Source organism: Streptomyces sp. NPDC041940 (assembly GCF_055589465.1).
Map to the genome: position 1 here is coordinate 70,516 of NZ_JBVJBP010000017.1, position 16,181 is coordinate 86,696.

General features: G+C 71.3%; 12 protein-coding genes. 7 read left to right on the forward strand and 5 right to left on the reverse strand.

The window, feature by feature from the left end; genetic code table 11:
* Positions 1 to 52 precede the first annotated feature (52 nt).
* Positions 53 to 2,164 (forward strand): acyltransferase family protein, encoded by a 2,112-nt coding sequence (locus ACZ6I3_RS26455; RefSeq protein ID WP_469417912.1) that lies wholly within the window; start codon positions 53 to 55, stop codon positions 2,162 to 2,164.
* A gap of 74 nt (positions 2,165 to 2,238) precedes the next feature.
* Here the strand turns inward: ACZ6I3_RS26455 and ACZ6I3_RS26460 are convergent, their stop codons facing one another.
* Entirely contained in the window at positions 2,239 to 2,616 is a 378-nt protein-coding gene (locus ACZ6I3_RS26460; protein ID WP_469417914.1) for a VOC family protein, read from the reverse strand.
* Between the two features lie 225 nt (positions 2,617 to 2,841).
* On the opposite strand from ACZ6I3_RS26460, the gene pcaDC reads away from it, so the two are divergent.
* The 3 genes from pcaDC to ACZ6I3_RS26475 are packed head-to-tail and all read left to right on the forward strand — an operon-like array spanning position 2,842 to position 5,652.
* Positions 2,842 to 4,146, forward strand: a complete 1,305-nt coding sequence (gene pcaDC, locus ACZ6I3_RS26465) for a bifunctional 3-oxoadipate enol-lactonase/4-carboxymuconolactone decarboxylase PcaDC (RefSeq protein ID WP_469417916.1) — start codon at positions 2,842 to 2,844, stop codon at positions 4,144 to 4,146.
* A gap of 34 nt (positions 4,147 to 4,180) precedes the next feature.
* The gene (locus ACZ6I3_RS26470; RefSeq protein ID WP_469417918.1) at positions 4,181 to 4,816 is read left to right on the forward strand and encodes an MBL fold metallo-hydrolase; all 636 of its coding nucleotides are present in this window, start codon (positions 4,181 to 4,183) and stop codon (positions 4,814 to 4,816) included.
* Between the two features lie 56 nt (positions 4,817 to 4,872).
* Positions 4,873 to 5,652, forward strand: coding sequence for an exodeoxyribonuclease III (locus tag ACZ6I3_RS26475; RefSeq protein ID WP_469417920.1), 780 nt, complete (start codon positions 4,873 to 4,875; stop codon positions 5,650 to 5,652).
* A 26-nt stretch (positions 5,653 to 5,678) separates the two neighbouring features.
* On the opposite strand, the gene ACZ6I3_RS26480 is transcribed toward ACZ6I3_RS26475, so the two are convergent.
* A complete protein-coding gene (locus tag ACZ6I3_RS26480) occupies positions 5,679 to 7,448 on the reverse strand; it encodes an SGNH/GDSL hydrolase family protein (protein WP_469417922.1) in 1,770 nt (589 codons plus the stop codon).
* A gap of 180 nt (positions 7,449 to 7,628) precedes the next feature.
* Between ACZ6I3_RS26480 and ACZ6I3_RS26485 the strand changes: the two genes are divergently transcribed.
* Together ACZ6I3_RS26485 and ACZ6I3_RS26490 are read left to right on the forward strand one after the other, a co-directional pair.
* The gene (locus tag ACZ6I3_RS26485) at positions 7,629 to 8,036 is read left to right on the forward strand and encodes a DUF6278 family protein (protein WP_184588678.1); all 408 of its coding nucleotides are present in this window, start codon (positions 7,629 to 7,631) and stop codon (positions 8,034 to 8,036) included.
* A 164-nt stretch (positions 8,037 to 8,200) separates the two neighbouring features.
* Positions 8,201 to 8,944, forward strand: a complete 744-nt coding sequence (locus ACZ6I3_RS26490; RefSeq protein WP_469417924.1) for an amino acid ABC transporter ATP-binding protein — start codon at positions 8,201 to 8,203, stop codon at positions 8,942 to 8,944.
* Between the two features lie 223 nt (positions 8,945 to 9,167).
* Here the strand turns inward: ACZ6I3_RS26490 and ACZ6I3_RS26495 are convergent, their stop codons facing one another.
* Both ACZ6I3_RS26495 and ACZ6I3_RS26500 read right to left on the reverse strand, forming a co-directional pair.
* The gene (locus ACZ6I3_RS26495) at positions 9,168 to 10,736 is read right to left on the reverse strand and encodes a CocE/NonD family hydrolase (RefSeq protein WP_469417926.1); all 1,569 of its coding nucleotides are present in this window, start codon (positions 10,734 to 10,736) and stop codon (positions 9,168 to 9,170) included.
* 116 nt (positions 10,737 to 10,852) lie between these two features.
* Positions 10,853 to 11,611 carry a hypothetical protein gene (locus tag ACZ6I3_RS26500; RefSeq protein WP_469417927.1) on the reverse strand — a complete coding sequence of 253 codons (759 nt, stop codon included), beginning with the start codon at positions 11,609 to 11,611 and terminating at the stop codon, positions 10,853 to 10,855.
* A gap of 105 nt (positions 11,612 to 11,716) precedes the next feature.
* Here ACZ6I3_RS26500 and ggt point away from each other — a divergent pair, with 105 nt between their 5' ends.
* Positions 11,717 to 13,522, forward strand: coding sequence for a gamma-glutamyltransferase (gene ggt, locus ACZ6I3_RS26505; RefSeq protein WP_469417929.1), 1,806 nt, complete (start codon positions 11,717 to 11,719; stop codon positions 13,520 to 13,522).
* A 77-nt stretch (positions 13,523 to 13,599) separates the two neighbouring features.
* On the opposite strand, the gene ACZ6I3_RS26510 is transcribed toward ggt, so the two are convergent.
* A complete protein-coding gene (locus ACZ6I3_RS26510) occupies positions 13,600 to 16,137 on the reverse strand; it encodes an ATP-dependent Clp protease ATP-binding subunit (protein ID WP_469417930.1) in 2,538 nt (845 codons plus the stop codon).
* Positions 16,138 to 16,181: the final 44 nt, after the last annotated feature.

The following is a 16,181-nucleotide window of genomic DNA, read 5'->3' on the forward strand; positions in this document are numbered from 1 at the left end:
GGCCGGACCGATCTTCTTGGTGAAGCAAGTCGGTCGCCCGAGGAGTCACCCGATGTCGAGCATCACGTCCGCCGAGATACGTACCGTCCCGGCGAGCGGCAGATCCGTACCCTCCCGAGGCCACGTCCTGCGGCTCGACATCCAGGGGCTGCGCGCGGTGGCGGTCGGGCTCGTGGTGCTCGCCCACGCCGGCGTCTCCCAGGTGAGTGGCGGCTACGTCGGTGTCGACGTCTTCTTCGTGATCTCCGGTTTTCTCATCACTTCGCTGCTGCTGCGCGAACTCTCCCTCACCGGCCGGGTATCGGTCCGTTCCTTCTACGCCCGCCGGGCACTGCGGCTGCTTCCCGTGGCGTCCCTGGTCATCGCCGTCACGCTGGGCGGGGCGTGGCTGTTCCTGTCGAAGGCGCGGCTCGCCGAGTACGCGGGCGACGCCCTCGCCAGCGCGCTGTACGCGGTCAACTTCCGGCTGGCGGCGGCCGGTACGGACTATCTCGCCCAGAACAGCCCGCCGTCGCCGTTCCAGCACTTCTGGTCGCTCGCCGTGGAGGAGCAGTTCTACCTGGTGTGGCCGCTGCTCCTGCTGCTCACCTGGCGGCTCGCCCGCGGCCGGCGCCGACTGGTCGCGGTACCGCTCGGCGTACTGTGCCTGGGGTCGTTCGCGGCGGGCGTCCTCATGACGAACTCCTCGGCGCCCTGGGCGTACTTCGGCTCCCTCACCCGGGCCTGGGAACTGGGTGCCGGCGCGCTCCTGGCACTGGGCACCGGCCGGCTGGAGAGGATACCCGCCGCCCTCGCGGCCCCGCTGACCTGGCTCGGCCTGGCCTGCGTCACGCTGGCAGCGGTCTGGTACGACGACGAGACACCCTTCCCGGGCTACCACGCTCTCCTGCCGGTCGCCGGTACCGTGCTCGTCCTGGCCGGCGGCTGCGCGCCCACCGCACGCGGCGCGGGATGGTTGCTGGGGCGGCGACCGTTGGTGTGGCTCGGCGGACTCTCGTACGGCTGGTACCTGTGGCACTGGCCGCTCCTCGTTATAGCCCCGGCGGCGCTGGGCCGCGCCGACGGTACCGCCGGCGTGCCGCTCGCGCTCGGGCTGTCCGCGGCGGCGCTGGGCCTGGCGTGGCTGACCCTGCGCCTCGTCGAGAACCCGGTCCGCTTCCACCGGGCCTTCCGCAGGCGGCCCCGCCGTGCCCTGGTGCTCGGGGCCGCGCTGTCGGCCGCCGCGTCGGCGCTGTCCCTGACGGCGACGGCGGTCCCACCGACGATCGAGGTGGGCGGCCCCGCGCCCGCGCTGGCGCGGGCTCTCTCCGATTCACCTGCTCCGCAGGAGCGTCTCACCGAACTCCTGGCGTCGTCCCCCACCGCCCTGCCGAGCAACCTCGCGCCGCCCCTGCCGAAGGTGAAGTCCTCCCGCTCCGCGGTCTACCGGGACGGCTGCCACGTCGACCACGCCGCCACCGGCACCCGGCCCTGTGTCTACGGCGACCGGACCTCCTCCCGTACGGTCGTCCTCTTCGGCGACTCCCATGCGGCCCAGTGGTTCCCGGCCCTGCAGCGGCTCGCGACCGCGCGAGGCTGGAAGCTGGTCTCGCTGACGAAGGCCTCCTGCAAGGTCGCCGACGTGACCATCACCAGCGGCCACAAGCCGTACACCGCCTGCGACACCTGGCGCTCCCACGCCATGGCGAGGATCGGGACCCTCCGCCCCGACCTGGTCGTCGTCTCCTCCTCGGACGCCGGAGACCCGGCCCGCCCCGCCGGCGACCCCCTCCACCAGTGGACCACCGGCTTCGAGCGCACCTTCCGCACCCTGGGCGCCTCCGGCGTCCGGGTCGCCGCCCTGCTCGACACTCCATGGCCCAAGGGCGACCCGATCGACTGCGCCGCCAGGAACTCCCTGCAACTACGCGCCTGCGCCGACCACTTGCCGGACGCGATCCACGACGCGACCCGCGGTACCGCCCTCCGCGCCGCCGCATCCACCACGGCCACCACGGTCATCGACCCCACCCCCTGGCTCTGCGCCCCTCGCACCGGCATCTGCCCCGTGGTCGTAGCCGACACCGCCGTCTACCGCGACGACAGCCACCTCTCGGAGGCCTACGCCGATGCGCTCGCCCCGGTCCTGGCGCCCGCACTGGATCGCCTCGTGGACGCCCCCTGAACCCACGGGGCGACCGTGCGTTCACCGGTGTCTTCCGGAACCCCTGATGTGCGCCTGGGCAGGTGGGCTCGGCGTCAGTGCCTGACGAGGCAGAACGGGTGACCCGCCGGATCCGCGAAGACGCGCCAGCTCCGCCCGGTGTCCTCCTCATCGAGCACCGTGGCGCCCAGATCGAGGACGTCCGCCTGAGCCTGGTCCAGATCCTTGACCCCCAGGTCGAGGTGGAACTGCTGGGGCCGGTCCGGATCCGCCCATTGCGGTGGCCGGTAGTCCTCCACCCGCTGGAAGGCCAGCACGAGCCCGTCGTCGGTGTGGAGCGTCGCCCAGTCGTCGCCGAGCGACCAGCGCGGATCCGGCTGGTTCACCACGCCGCCGAGCAGCGACTGGTAGAACCGGGACAGCTCATCGACATCGGCACAGTCCAGCACCACACACTGCAGCTTGGCGATCATGCGGGCCAAGGATAGAGCTCTACCCCGCACCGGTCCACGGTGCCTCGGTACGATGCACGCGCGTCGTGCCTCACGCGCCTGGCCGGGGGACGAGGCGGCCACCGGGCGGTGGGACGTGAAGCCGGATGCCGAAGATCTTCGCGGAGCCGCCACAAAGTGGGACGGCTTGCATGGGGTTGCGCCCCAGGTACGTGAGAAATCGTGAGATGTGGGAGCGTGAGTCGGGTGAGTGAGAGTACGACCAACACCCTTCAATACCGCTTTGACGGGCCAGAAGACGCGCCTGTCCTGATCCTGGGTCCGTCGCTCGGAACGACCTGGCACATGTGGGACCGCCAGATCCCCGAGCTGATCAAGCACTGGCGGGTCTTCCGGTTCGACCTGCCGGGACACGGCGGCGCGCCCGCGTACCCGGCGGGCTCGGTCGACGACCTCACCACACGGCTGCTGAACACGCTCGAAGGGCTCGGCGTGCAGCGCTTCGGCTACGCGGGCTGCGCGCTCGGCGGCGCGGTCGGCATCCAGCTGGCCCTGCGCCACCCCGAGCGGCTCGCCTCCCTGGCGCTGATCGCGACCTCGCCCCGCTTCGGCTCCGCCGACGAGTTCCGGCAGAGAGGCGTGATCGTCCGCTCGAACGGCCTCGACCCCATCGCCCGCACCTCGCCCGAGCGCTGGTTCACCGGCGGGTTCGCCGCCGCGCAGCCCGCGATCACCGAGTGGGCCGTGCAGATGGTCCGCACCACCGACCCCGGCTGCTACATCGCCGCCTGCGAGGCGCTCGCCTCGTTCGACGTCCGGGCCGAACTCGGCCGCGTCGGTGTGCCGACCCTGGTCCTCGTCGGCTCGGACGACCAGGTCACCGGCCCCGCCGAGGCCCGAACCCTGGTCGCCGGCATCCCGGACGCCCGCCTCGCCGTCGTCCCCGGCGCCTCCCACCTGGTGCCGGTGGAGCAGCCCGCCGCGGTCACCGACCTCCTGGTGCGGCACTTCTCCACCGCCTGGCAGCCGGGCTTCGACACCTCCACCGGCCATACGGCCCTGCCCGCGGCCGCCGTCAAGCCGGCCCTGTCCCCGGTACCGCAGCAGCCCCTCCAGACCGGGCCCGTCGCCGAGATCGCCCCGGTAGTGGCCCCCCAGGCGCAGGGGCGCCCCGATCCCTACGACGCCGGGCTCAAGGTCCGCCGTGAGGTGCTGGGCGACGCGCACGTCGACCGGGCGCTGGCGCAGGCCGACGAGTTCTCCGGGGACTTCCAGGAGTTCATCACCCGCTACGCCTGGGGCGAGATCTGGGACCGCCCCGGGCTCGACCGGCGCACCCGCAGCTCCGTCACCCTCACCGCCCTGGTCGCCGGCGGCCACCTGGACGAGCTGGCCTTCCACACCCGGGCCGCCCTGCGCAACGGCCTCACCCCGGGCGAGATCAAGGAAGTACTGCTCCAGGCGGCCGTCTACTGCGGCGTCCCGGCCGCCAACAGCGCGTTCAAGGTCGCCCAGCAGGTCATCCGCGAGGAGACCACGCCCCAGGAGTGAGGGCGGGCGCGACCCGGAGGGGCAGGATGGACTCATGAAGCTCACGAAGATGTCGCACGCCTGCGTCCGCCTGGAGAAGGACGGCCGGACCCTCGTCCTGGACCCCGGCGGGTTCAGCGAGGAGGACGCCGCGCTCGGCGCGGACGCGATCCTCGTCACCCACGAGCACCCCGACCACTTCGACGAGCACCGGCTGCGCGCCGCGATGGAGAGCAACCCGGCCGCGCGGATCTGGACCCTGAAGTCGGTCGCGGAGAAGATCTCGTCCGCCTTCCCCGGCCGGGTCCACACCGTCGGCCACGGCGACACCTTCAGCGCCGCGGGCTTCGACGTCCAGGTCCACGGCGAACTCCACGCGGTGATCCACCCGGACATCCCGCGCATCACCAACGTCGGCTACCTCGTCGACGGCGGCAAGGTCTTCCACCCCGGCGACGCCCTCACCGTCCCCGACCACCCGGTGGAGACGCTGATGCTCCCGGTCATGGCGCCGTGGAGCAAGATCTCCGAGGTCATCGACTACGTCCGCGAGCTCGCCCCGCAGCGCGCCTACGACATCCACGACGCCTACCTCACCGATATCGCCCGCCCGATCTACGACCACCAGATCGGCGGCCTCGGCGGGGCCGAGCACCTGCGGCTCACCCCCGGGGCGTCGGCCGACCTCTGAGGCCGGCCTCTGAGGCCCGGGCGGCGTTGTCAGACCCTCCGGGTAGGTTGTGGGACATGCGCATCGCGACCTGGAACGTGAACTCGATCACAGCCCGCCTGCCGAGGCTCCTGGCCTGGCTGGAGAGCAGCGGCACGGACGTGCTGTGCCTCCAGGAGGCCAAGGTCGCCGAGGAGCAGTTCCCCGCGGAGCAGCTGCGCGAGCTGGGCTACGAGTCGGCGGTCCACGCGACCGGCCGGTGGAACGGCGTGGCGGTGCTCTCCCGCGTCGGCATCGAGGACGTCGTCAAGGGCCTGCCCGGCGACCCCGGGTTCGACGGCTCGGTGGAGCCCCGCGCCATCTCGGCGACCTGCGGCCCGCTCCGCGTCTGGTCGGTGTACGTGCCGAACGGCCGCGAGGTGGACCACCCGCACTACGCCTACAAGCTCCAGTGGTTCGAGGCCCTCAAGGCCGCCGTCGCCGGTGACGCGGCCGGCGGCCGCCCGTTCGCGGTGATGGGCGACTACAACGTGGCGCCGACGGACGACGACGTCCACGACCGCGCGGCCTTCGAGGGCGCGACCCACGTCACCGCCGCCGAGCGCGCCGCCCTGGCCTCCCTGCGCGAGGCGGGTCTGTCGGACGTGGTCCCGCGGCCCCTGAAGTACGAGCACCCGTTCACGTACTGGGACTACCGCCAGCTCTGCTTCCCGAAGAACCGCGGCATGCGCATCGACCTGGTGTACGCCAACGCGCCGTTCACGAACGCGGTCAAGGACGCGTACGTGGACCGCGAGGAGCGCAAGGGCAAGGGCGCGTCGGACCACGCCCCGGTCGTGGTCGACCTGGACGTGTAGCCCACGGCGGCCGCGAGGCGGCCGGCTCACAGCAGCCGCAGGTCCACCGACTCCGCCAGCGCCGCAAGACCCGCGTCCCCGGGATGCAGGTGGTCGCCGCTGTCGTACGCGGGCAGGATCCGAGAGGGGTCGGCCGGGTCGCGTACGACGGCGTCGAAGTCGAGCACCCCGTCGAAGACCCCGCCCTCGCGGATCCACTCGTTCACCGCGACCCGCTCGGCGTCGACGGCTGCTGTGCACCGCGTCTCGCCCTCGCACGGCAGGATCGTCGCCGCGAGCATCCTGAGGCCCCGGGCGTGCCCGCGCGCCGCCAGCTCCCGCAGCCCCGCGATCACCTGCTCCGCCGAGGTGCCCCAGCGCACGTCGTTGACGCCCTCGAAGACGATCGCGGTACGGGCCGACGGCTGGGCGAGGACGTCCCGGTCGAACCGGTGCAGGGCGCTCACCCCGGCCGTGTCCGTGGACACCCCGTCGCCGGGATACCGGTCGGTGACCACGCGGTTGCCCGAGACGCCCTGGTTCAGCACCCCGTAGCGCGGCACGGCGCTCTGCCGCAGCAGCCGGCCGGCCAGCACGTTCGGCCACCGTCGGTTCGCGTCCACCGTGGACTTGTCGCCGTCGGTGATCGAGTCCCCGAGCAGCACCACCGACCCGGGCCCGCCGCTCACGTCGACCCCGGCGAGCAGCGGCCAGCTGGTGATCACCGAGGTGTACGCCCCGGCGCTGGCGTCCGCCGCGTGGTCGCCGGGCTCGCTGACGTAGGACCGCTGCTGCGCGAGCCGGTGCAGGGGCGCCGCCGGCACCGGGCCCGGCAGATGGAAGCTGACCAGCAGATTGGCGTCCGCCGGCACCGCGAAGCCCAGCGGATCGCTGTACGCCTGCGCCCCGGCCGGGATCTCCACGCTTTCCTCACCGGCGAAGGACAGCGGCACCGGCGTCCCGAGTGCCGCCGCGCCCGAGGCCTGCACGGCGACCGTCGCGCCGCCGATCCGCACCGGGGCCGCCGCGAACGTGTTGTCGAACCGCATCCGCACCCGGGGCCCGCCCGCCGACGTGCGCACCACCAGCCGCAGCGTCCGGTCCGTCCAGGGCCCCACGGCCGCGTAGCCGCCCGTCGACGTCGTCCAGCTGCCCGTCCAGCCCTGTGTGGAGGTCCGTACCGACACCGCGAAGACGTGCAGTCCGGCGGCGCGCGGCAGCCGGACCGAGGCGAGCTCGCGCCCCGGCGTCAGCGGCACCGTCACGACGTACAGGCGGGCCTGCTCGGCGAGTTGCCCGCCGGGCGTGTTGATGTGCGGCAGGGCCACCGCCTTCGTCGCGAGCGGCCCGGTGCGCCAGTCGGGCGCGGTCAGCCGGTAGCCGGAGCGGGTGCCGTTCGCGTACGTGACCGTGCCCGGGCCGCCCGCCTCCGTGCCGGCCGTGCCCGCCACCAGGAAGGCGAGGGCGTCGCCGCGCCCCGTGACGCGGACGTCCTGTCCGGCGGCGCGGACGTTGTCCGGCTCGCCCGGCGCCCGTCGCGGCCAGGTCAGCCGGGCTCCCTGGACGGTCAGGGTGCGGCCGGGAGCCCAGCCCGCGGCCGTGAGGTCCCGCGCCGACAGGGAGGCACCGGCGCCGTCGAAGTCGGCCGCCGCGGGCCGGCTGTCGTCGCTGACGGCGATGTTGTCGAACAGCCGCTCAAGCGGGACCGGCGCGGCCTGTCTCTCCTCGGCGGCACCTACGGGCCCTGCCGACACCGTCGACAGCAACGACCCGCACAGGGTCAGGACGACCAGGATCCCCCGGACAGATCGGCGCACGGCCGACTCCTCCCGCTCATCGATACACGAGACATACGAGACACGCGAGACGCACGGTGAAGCTAGGGAGACAACAGGGACTCGTCAACGCGCCATGCGCGAACTCGGCGTGAACTCGACCGTCAGCGAAGACCCGCGCGCCTGTGGTGCGTACGGCGGTACGAATGACACGCTGGACGTATGAACATCCCTTTCCTGGGCAACCGGCGCCAGAAGGTCGGGTTCCCCGACCCCGCGGGCATCGCGGACCTGCTCGCCGAGTGCGAACTGCTCCGTTCCCAGGCGTCCCGGGCGGGGGTCCGGCTGGACGACTCGGCGGCCTCGCTGGAGGCGCTGGACCAGCTGCTGCCGCGCTGGCGGGACGACGAGGAGACCCTGGCTTGGCTCGGCAACGACGCCGGGCTCTACCTGGGCACCGTCATCGTGCGCACCGTGCCGGGAGCCGCCTGGGAGATCCGTTCCGACGGCCAGCCCGTCGTGCGGCTCACCTCCGGCAGGGAGTTCGACGTCGTGGACTCCGGGCACGAGTGGGCCGCGTACGGCGTGCCCGAGCTGTCGCAGCTGTACGCGGAGGTCGCGGAGGCGTGAGGCCCATGACTGCACCGATGACCGTACCCATGACCGCACCCTTTGAGCCAAAGTGCGATGTAAATACGGCTAATGATCGAAAAGTGCGTGTCGCCCGACAAGTCTGATCTTGCCTGGATACGTTGCGGCAACCACGACACAGCTGAGAGTGAGTAGGGCTGAGTATGGCCGTAGATCCGCTGATCGAGCTGCGTGACGTCAACAAGCACTTCGGGGAGCTGCATGTCCTGCGGGACATCAACCTCACCGTCGGCAAGGGGGAGGTGGTCGTGGTCATCGGCCCCTCGGGGTCGGGCAAGTCGACACTGTGCCGGGCGATCAACCGGCTGGAGACCATCGAGTCGGGGACGATCGTCCTCGACGGACAGCCGCTGCCCGAGGAGGGCAAGCCCCTGGCCCGGCTGCGCGCCGACGTCGGCATGGTCTTCCAGTCGTTCAACCTCTTCGCCCACAAGACCGTCCTGCAGAACGTCTCCCTGGGGCAGATCAAGGTCCGCGGGCGCCGGAAGGAGGACGCCGACAAGCGCTCCCGTGAACTCCTCGACCGGGTCGGCGTCGCCAACCAGGCGGACAAGTACCCGGCGCAGCTCTCCGGCGGACAGCAGCAGCGCGTGGCCATCGCCCGTGCCCTGGCCATGGAGCCCAAGGCGATGCTCTTCGACGAGCCGACCTCGGCCCTCGACCCGGAGATGATCAACGAGGTGCTGGAGGTCATGAAGCAACTGGCCCGCGACGGCATGACCATGATCGTCGTCACGCACGAGATGGGCTTCGCCCGCTCGGCCGCCAACCGCGTCGTCTTCATGGCCGACGGCGGAATCGTCGAGGACCGCACCCCTGACGAGTTCTTCACCAACCCCACCAGTGACCGCGCCAAGGACTTCCTCTCCAAGATCCTCAAGCACTGAAGGGGCAGGCGCCGGACGGCTCATCGGATCGGACCTCGACTACGATGTGCCCTTCATCCCTGTCGGAGAGGGGGACTTCGCCGAAATCCGCCGATCCCGTCAGGGGTGAGGAGACCGCCCGCCCGGTCCGCGGGACGTTCCCGCCGGGTGTGGCCCCCACGGCCCTTCCGGCCACGGGGGTGGCGGTTCACATCGGCCAGGCCCGTCCGGCGGCAGCCGGAGATCACTGCTCGCGCAGCGGGACCGACACGTACGACGGGTCGTTCGCAGGCGAGGAGAAGGTCAGCTGCGCGCCGGACGGGTTGTGCTCGATGTAGAGCGGGTCGACCGTGTCGACGACCAGGGCGAGGCGATGCCCGGCCGGGACGTCGTAGGCCGTGGAGTACAGCTCCAGGTCGACGCCGAACGGCTTTCCGGGGGTGCGCCCGTGGAAGGTGTACGGCGCGTTGGAGACCAGCTTGCCGAGGCCGAGCGGCCCCACGTCGTAGAGGTAGGCGACGAGGGTGCCGCTCTCCTTGGTCGGGGTGAGCGTCGTGTGCAACTTGGCAGTCCCGCGCACCTGTTGGGCTGCGGCGTACTTCTCCGACTGCCACACTGCGGCCCAGCGGCGGGGGAGCAGCGGGATCGAGGCCATCGGGGGCAGCTGGGCCACCTGGTCGAGGATGCTGGACAGGAAGACGACTCCGCCGTCCGCCCCCGAGTTCACGTTCGCGCGGATCGTGGTCGTGCCCGCGAGAGCGATCTTCCGGTCGGTCGCGGCGACCGACTTCCAGTCCGGGTAGCCCTCGTAGTCGCCCGAGGAACGGGACTTGAGCTGGACGGGCTGCTCACGGTCGATGGCGTTGTCCTCGCCCCTGAGGTAGTGGTCGAACCAGCGCGTGGTGTCCTTCCACACGTCGTTGGGCAGCCCGAACAGGCCGGTCAGCTCGGCGGTGGCGTGGTCTCCGGGCCGCATTTCCAGCCGCTTCGGGCCGGTCAGCTTCTCGTAGAAGTCGGCGTACTGGTTGGGCGGGAAGATCGTGTCGCCCCAGGCGTTGGCGAGCATGATCGCCGCGCCGTTCTTGTTGATCTGGTCGACATAGGTCGCAGCGGAACGTTTCTTCCCCCAGGCGATCAGCTCCGGCTCCTTCGCCAGGTTGGAGGCGTAGAAGTCGTCGAAGGTCTGCCGGAGTTCGGCGCTCTGGCGGCCCGTGACGATGCTCGCGCCGTCCAGCAGGGCGGAGGCCTGGAGGTGCTGGGTGCGTCCGGCGTAGATGGAGTCGATCAGGTCGGCCCAGCCGCTCAGCGAGGCGACCGCCTTGACCCGCTTGTCCTGGGCGGCGGTGAGCAGGCTGATGCCGGCGCCGTAGGAGACGCCCGCCATGCCGATGTGCCCGGCGTCGGAGGGGGTGTTGGCGATGGCCCAGTCGATGACCTTCGAGGCGTCGGCGATGTCGGGTGGACCCGCTACTTCTATCTCGCCGCCCGACTGCCAGAAGCCGCGCACGTTGTACGTGACCACGACGTACCCGGAGTCGGCGAGTTTCTGTGCCTGGGCCAGATACTCGATCTGGGGCAGGCCCCAGCTCGTGGGCATGACGAGCAGCGGGTAGCGGTGCGTGCCGTCGGCGCCCGCCGGGGTGACGACGTTGGCCTTGAGGACGGTGCCGCCGTCGCCGGTGATGTCGACGAAGCGGACGGGGTTCGGCGCCGCCTGCGCGGTGGGGGCGAGCCCGAGGGCTGTGCCGGCGACCAGGGTGGCCGAGACGGCGCCTACGGCAGTGGTGCGCAGGGCCTTGCGGGTGTGTCCCACGGGTCACTCCTCACTCGTGTAAGTGCAAAGTGACCAGACGGTAACCTCGCACCCTTACCAGTGGTAACCCGTCGGTAAGTTACGTGCCAGTAACGATTGTTGAGGAGTGGAGGACTTCAGGAGGCCCGGTGGGTATTGCGTGGAGTCGCGGCGGCGGGCAGTGGAGTCTGAGCCGCCCGCGTCACGTCCTCGACCAGTTCGACGACGTCCGGGCCGTACGCCTGTGAGTTGATCACCTTCAGCAGCAGCGCGAAGGAGCTGTTGCCGTACTTGCGGGCCAGTTTCTCGTGGTTGCGGGCGAGGTAGCGGGTGGTGGCCTGGTTGGTGATCGAGGTCTGGCCGCAGAAGAGGTAGACCGGCCGGGTGTTCTGGCTTCGCTCGGCGGTCAGCCGGGCGAGCAGCGCGTACTCCTCTTTGCCGTTGTCCACACGGTAGCGCTCGGAGCCGATCTGGAACGATCCCCGGTCCGGCCCCGGTTCGGAGTCCACGTTCACCCGCACCCCGGGGAGCAGGGAGGACAGATGGGCCGCCATGCGGCGGTTGGAGGCGGGGCCGCCGACACAGAACTCCGTCCGCTCGCCGAAGCCCTGACGTGCCGTGTCGTGCGGCAGTATCTGGGCGTGGGCGTTGCAGTCCTTGATCAGCGCGGCGAGTTCGAGGAGGGCGAACACGTCGTAGCGCATCACCGCGAACTCGGATCCCCCGGCGCCCCGGTTCACCACCAGCAGCGATTCGGAGTTGTCGGGCAGCCCGAAGAAGGACTGCTTCCGGCGGAGCTTGCGCTTCCACAGGTAGGTGCGGGTCACCCAGCCCAGCGCGGCGCTGATCCCCGCCGCGACCACACCCAGGACTATGTTGCGCACGTCGTCAGTCATGGGCGCGCATGCTAGCGGGCGTCGACGCACCGGTCTTCCACGCGTGCCTGACGCGACCATGGCGATGAATTAAGCTGCGCGGACGGCCTTTGACTGGAGGTGCGGATGCGTCGCCCTGTCGCACGGAATCTGACGGTCCTGGCGGTTTCGGCCGCCGTGGTGGTGTCGATGGGGGCGTCGGCGCCACCCGTCGCGCAGACCACCGCCGCTGAGAAAACTCCCCTGGCCGTCGGCTACGGCGGCGCTGTCTCCAGCGTCGATCCGGACGCCTCGGCCGCCGGGATCGAGGTCCTGCGCAAGGGCGGCAACGCCGTCGACGCGGCCGTTGCCACAGCCGCCGCGCTCGGCGTCACCGAGCCCTACTCCGCCGGCATCGGCGGGGGCGGCTACTTCGTCCACTACGACGCCAAGTCCCGCAAGGTGCGCACCATCGACGGCCGCGAGACCGCTCCGCTCTCCGCCGACAAGAACCTCTTCACCGAGAACGGCAAGCCCATCCCGTTCGCCGAGGCCGTCAGCAGCGGCCTGAGCGTCGGCACACCCGGCACGCCCGCCACCTGGCAGACGGCGCTGGACCAGTGGGGCAGCAAGCGGCTCGCGAGCGTCCTGAAGCCGGCCGAGCGGCTGGCGCGCGACGGTTTCACGGTCGACGAGACCTTCCGCTCGCAGACGGCGTCCAACGAGACCCGCTTCCGCTACTTCCCGGACACCGCCGAGCTGTTCCTGCCCGGCGGGCGGCTCCCGGTCGTCGGCTCCACCTTCAAGAACCCCGGCCTCGCCCGCACCTACGCCGAGCTGGGGAGCAAGGGCGTCGGCGCGCTCTACCGCGGCGGCCTCGGCCGGGAGATCGTCGACACGGTCGGCAAGCCGCCCGTCGACCCGGCCTCCGGCTGGAAGGCCCGCCCCGGCGACCTGTCCGTCAAGGACCTGGCCGCCTACCGGACCAAGCTCCAGGCACCCACCAAGACCTCGTACCGCGGCCTCGGCGTCTACTCCATGGCGCCGTCGTCCTCGGGCGGCACGACGGTCGGCGAGGCGCTCAACATCCTGGAGCGGACCGATCTGTCGAAGGCGAGCAAGGCGAAGTACCTGCACCGCTTCATCGAGGCGAGCCGGATCGCGTTCGCGGACCGGGGACGCTGGGTGGGCGACCCCGCGTTCGAGGACGTGCCGACGAAGGAACTGCTGTCGCAGCGGTTCGCCGACTCGCGCGAGTGCCTGATCAAGGACGACGCCGTGCTCTCCAGCCCGGTGCCGCCGGGCGATCCGCGTCATCCCGAGCGGTGCGGCTCCGGTGGCAAGGCCGCTCCGACGACGTACGAAGGTGACAGCACGACGCATCTGACGGTGGCCGACAAGTGGGGCAACGTCGTCGCCTACACCCTCACCATCGAGCAGACCGGTGGCAGCGGGATCACCGTGCCGGGGCGGGGGTTCATCCTCAACAACGAGCTGACGGACTTCTCCTTCACGCCGGCGAACCCGGCCGTGCACGACCCGAACATGCCCGGGCCGGGGAAGCGGCCCCGGTCGTCGATCTCGCCGACGATCGTGCTCGACCGGCATGACAAGCCGGTGGTGGCGCTGGGGTCGCCGGGTGGGGCGACGATCATCACGACTGTTCTGCAGACGCTGACCGGGTTGGTCGACCGGGGGTTGCCGCTCGTCGACGCGATCGCCGCGCCCCGGGCGAGTCAGCGGAACGCCGCGCAGACCGAGCTGGAGCCGGGGTTGTACGACAACGCCGAGTTGAGGAAGCGGCTTGAGGCGATCGGGCATTCCTTCAAGGTGAATCCGGAGATCGGGGCGGCTACGGGTGTGCAGCGGCTGCCGGACGGGAAGTGGCTGGCAGCCGCTGAGACCGTGCGGCGGGGTGGGGGATCGGCGATGGTGGTGCGGCCGGTTCGCTGAGGGGTTTCGTCCGCGGGTGCGTGGGGGCTGGTCGCGCTCACGCGGCGGAGCCGCACATCGATTCAGCCCCGCGCCCCTTAAGAGGGCGCTGCTGAACTCTCCGTTTGGAACGTCAGGCGGTTGTCCGCCGTGTCCACCGTGACCTGGCCACCCTCCGGCACCCTGCCGTCCAGCAGCAGTCGGGACAGTTCGTTGTCCACCTCGCGCTGGATCGTGCGGCGGAGCGGGCGGGCGCCGTACTCCGGCTGGTAGCCGTGGTCGGCCAGCCATTCCACCGCTCGGTCGGTGAAGGTCACCGTGATGCCCTTGTCGTGTACGAGGGAACGGGTGCGGTCCAGCAGGAGGTTGGTGATCCGGCGCAGCTGTTCCGTGGTCAGCTGGCGGAAGACGACGATCTCGTCGATGCGGTTGAGGAACTCGGGGCGGAAGTGCTCGCGCAGCGGGCGCAGGATCTGTTCGCGCCGGGCCTCCTCGTCCGCGTCGTCGCCGCCTGACGCGAAGCCCAGCGCGCCGCCGCGGCGGGTGATCGCCTCGGAGCCGAGATTGCTGGTCATCGTGATGACGGTGTTGGTGAAGTCCACCGTGCGGCCCTGCGAGTCGGTCAGCCGGCCGTCGTCGAGGACCTGGAGCAGGATGTTGAAGACGTCCGGGTGGGCCTTCTCGACCTCGTCCAGCAGCAGGAGCGAGTACGGGTGGCGGCGGACGACCTCGGTGAGCTGGCCGGCCTCCTCGTGGCCGACGTAGCCGGGCGGGGCGCCGATCAGACGGCTGACGGTGTGCCGCTCCTGGTACTCGCTCATGTCGAGGCGGACCATGCGGTCCTCGCTGCCGAACAGCGACTCGGCGAGCGCCCGGGCCAGTTCGGTCTTGCCCACGCCGGTCGGGCCGAGGAAGAGGAAGCTGCCGATCGGCCGGTCCGGGCTGGCCAGGCCGGCGCGGGAGCGCAGCACCGCGTCGGAGACGACCCGCACGGCCTCGTCCTGGCCGACCACCCGCTGGTGCAGATGCTCCTCCAGGCCCAGCAGCCGGTCCTTCTCCTCCTGGGTGAGGCTGCTGACCGGGATGCCGGTCTGCCGGGACACCACCTCGGCGATCGACTCGGCCTCGACGACGAGGTCCTGGCCCTCGTCGATCTCGCTGTCGCCACCGGCCTGGGCGATCCGCTGCTTCACGTCCAGGATCCGGTCACGCAACTGGGTGGCCTGCTCGTACTGCTCGTCCGCGACCGCCTGGTCCTTGTCCAGGGTCAGCTGCTCAAGCTCCCGCTCCAGGGCCCGTACGTCCGTGCCCTTGGTCCGGGCCCGCAGCCGCACCCGGGCACCGGCCTGGTCGATCAGGTCGATGGCCTTGTCCGGCAGACGGCGGTCGGTGAGATAGCGGTCGGACAGCTCCACGGCCGCGACCAGCGCCTCGTCGGTGTAGCGGACCTGGTGGTGGGCCTCGTAGCGGTCCCGCAGGCCACGCAGGATCTCGATCGTGTCCGCGGGGGTCGGCTCCGGGACCATGATCGGCTGGAAGCGGCGGGCCAGCGCCGCGTCCTTCTCGATCCGGCGGTACTCCTCCAGGGTGGTGGCGCCCACGATGTGCAGCTCGCCGCGGGCGAGGGCCGGCTTGAGGATGTTGCCGGCGTCCATCGAACTGCCGTCGCCGCCACCGGAACCGGCGCCCACGACCGTGTGCAGCTCGTCGATGAAGATGATCAACTGCTCGGAGTGGGCGCGGATCTCGCCGACGATGTTGTTCATCCGCTCCTCGAAGTCACCCCGGTAGCGGGTGCCCGCGACCACGCCCGTCAGGTCCAGGGCGACCACGCGGCGCCCGATCAGGATGTCGGGCACGTCCCCTTCTGAGATGCGCTGCGCCAGCCCCTCCACGACGGCGGTCTTGCCGACGCCCGCGTCACCGATCAGCACCGGGTTGTTCTTGCCGCGGCGGGAGAGGACCTCGACCGTCTGCTCGATCTCCCCGTCCCGGCCGATCACCGGGTCGATACGGCCCTGCCGGGCCAGTTCGGTGAGGTCGCGGCCGTACTTGTCCAGGGTCGGCGTGTTCGTCGGGCGCGGCCGCTCGGCCTGGGGGACCTCGGGCGCCTCGGGCGGGGTGGACGGCGCGAAGCGGGCCGCGTTCAGGATGTGCCCGGCGGCCGAGTCCGGGTTCGAGGCCAGGGCGCTGAGTACATGCTCCGGGCCGATGTAGCCGTAGCCGCGGGCCCGGGCCATGTCGTGCGCGTCCAGCAGGGCCCGTTTGGCGGCCGGGGTCAGGGACAGCGTGGTCGGTGGCGGCGCGTCCTCCGGGCCGTGCTGGGCCGGGCCCGACCGGTCGTCGATCTCCGACGCCAGCGAGTCGGGATCGGCCCCGGCCTTGCTGAGCAGGGTCCGGGTGGGCTCGGTGCCGAGCGCCGCCCGCAGCAGATGCTCCGTGTCGAGGTCCCGGCTGCCGTGCTCGGCGGCGTACTGGGCGGCGCCGCGGACGAGCTCCCGGGCCGGCTGGCTGAGCAGCCGTCCGAGGTCGATCTGCCGGGGACCCGGACGCGGTCCGCCGAAGAAGCGTGCGAGGAATTCTCCGAAGGGGTCCGAGCCGTAGCCGCCCTCCGGGCTGGTGAAGCCGCTGCTCATGGGCCTTCCGTTCCCGGCGTCCCCGGCGCCCGCGCGGGGGGACG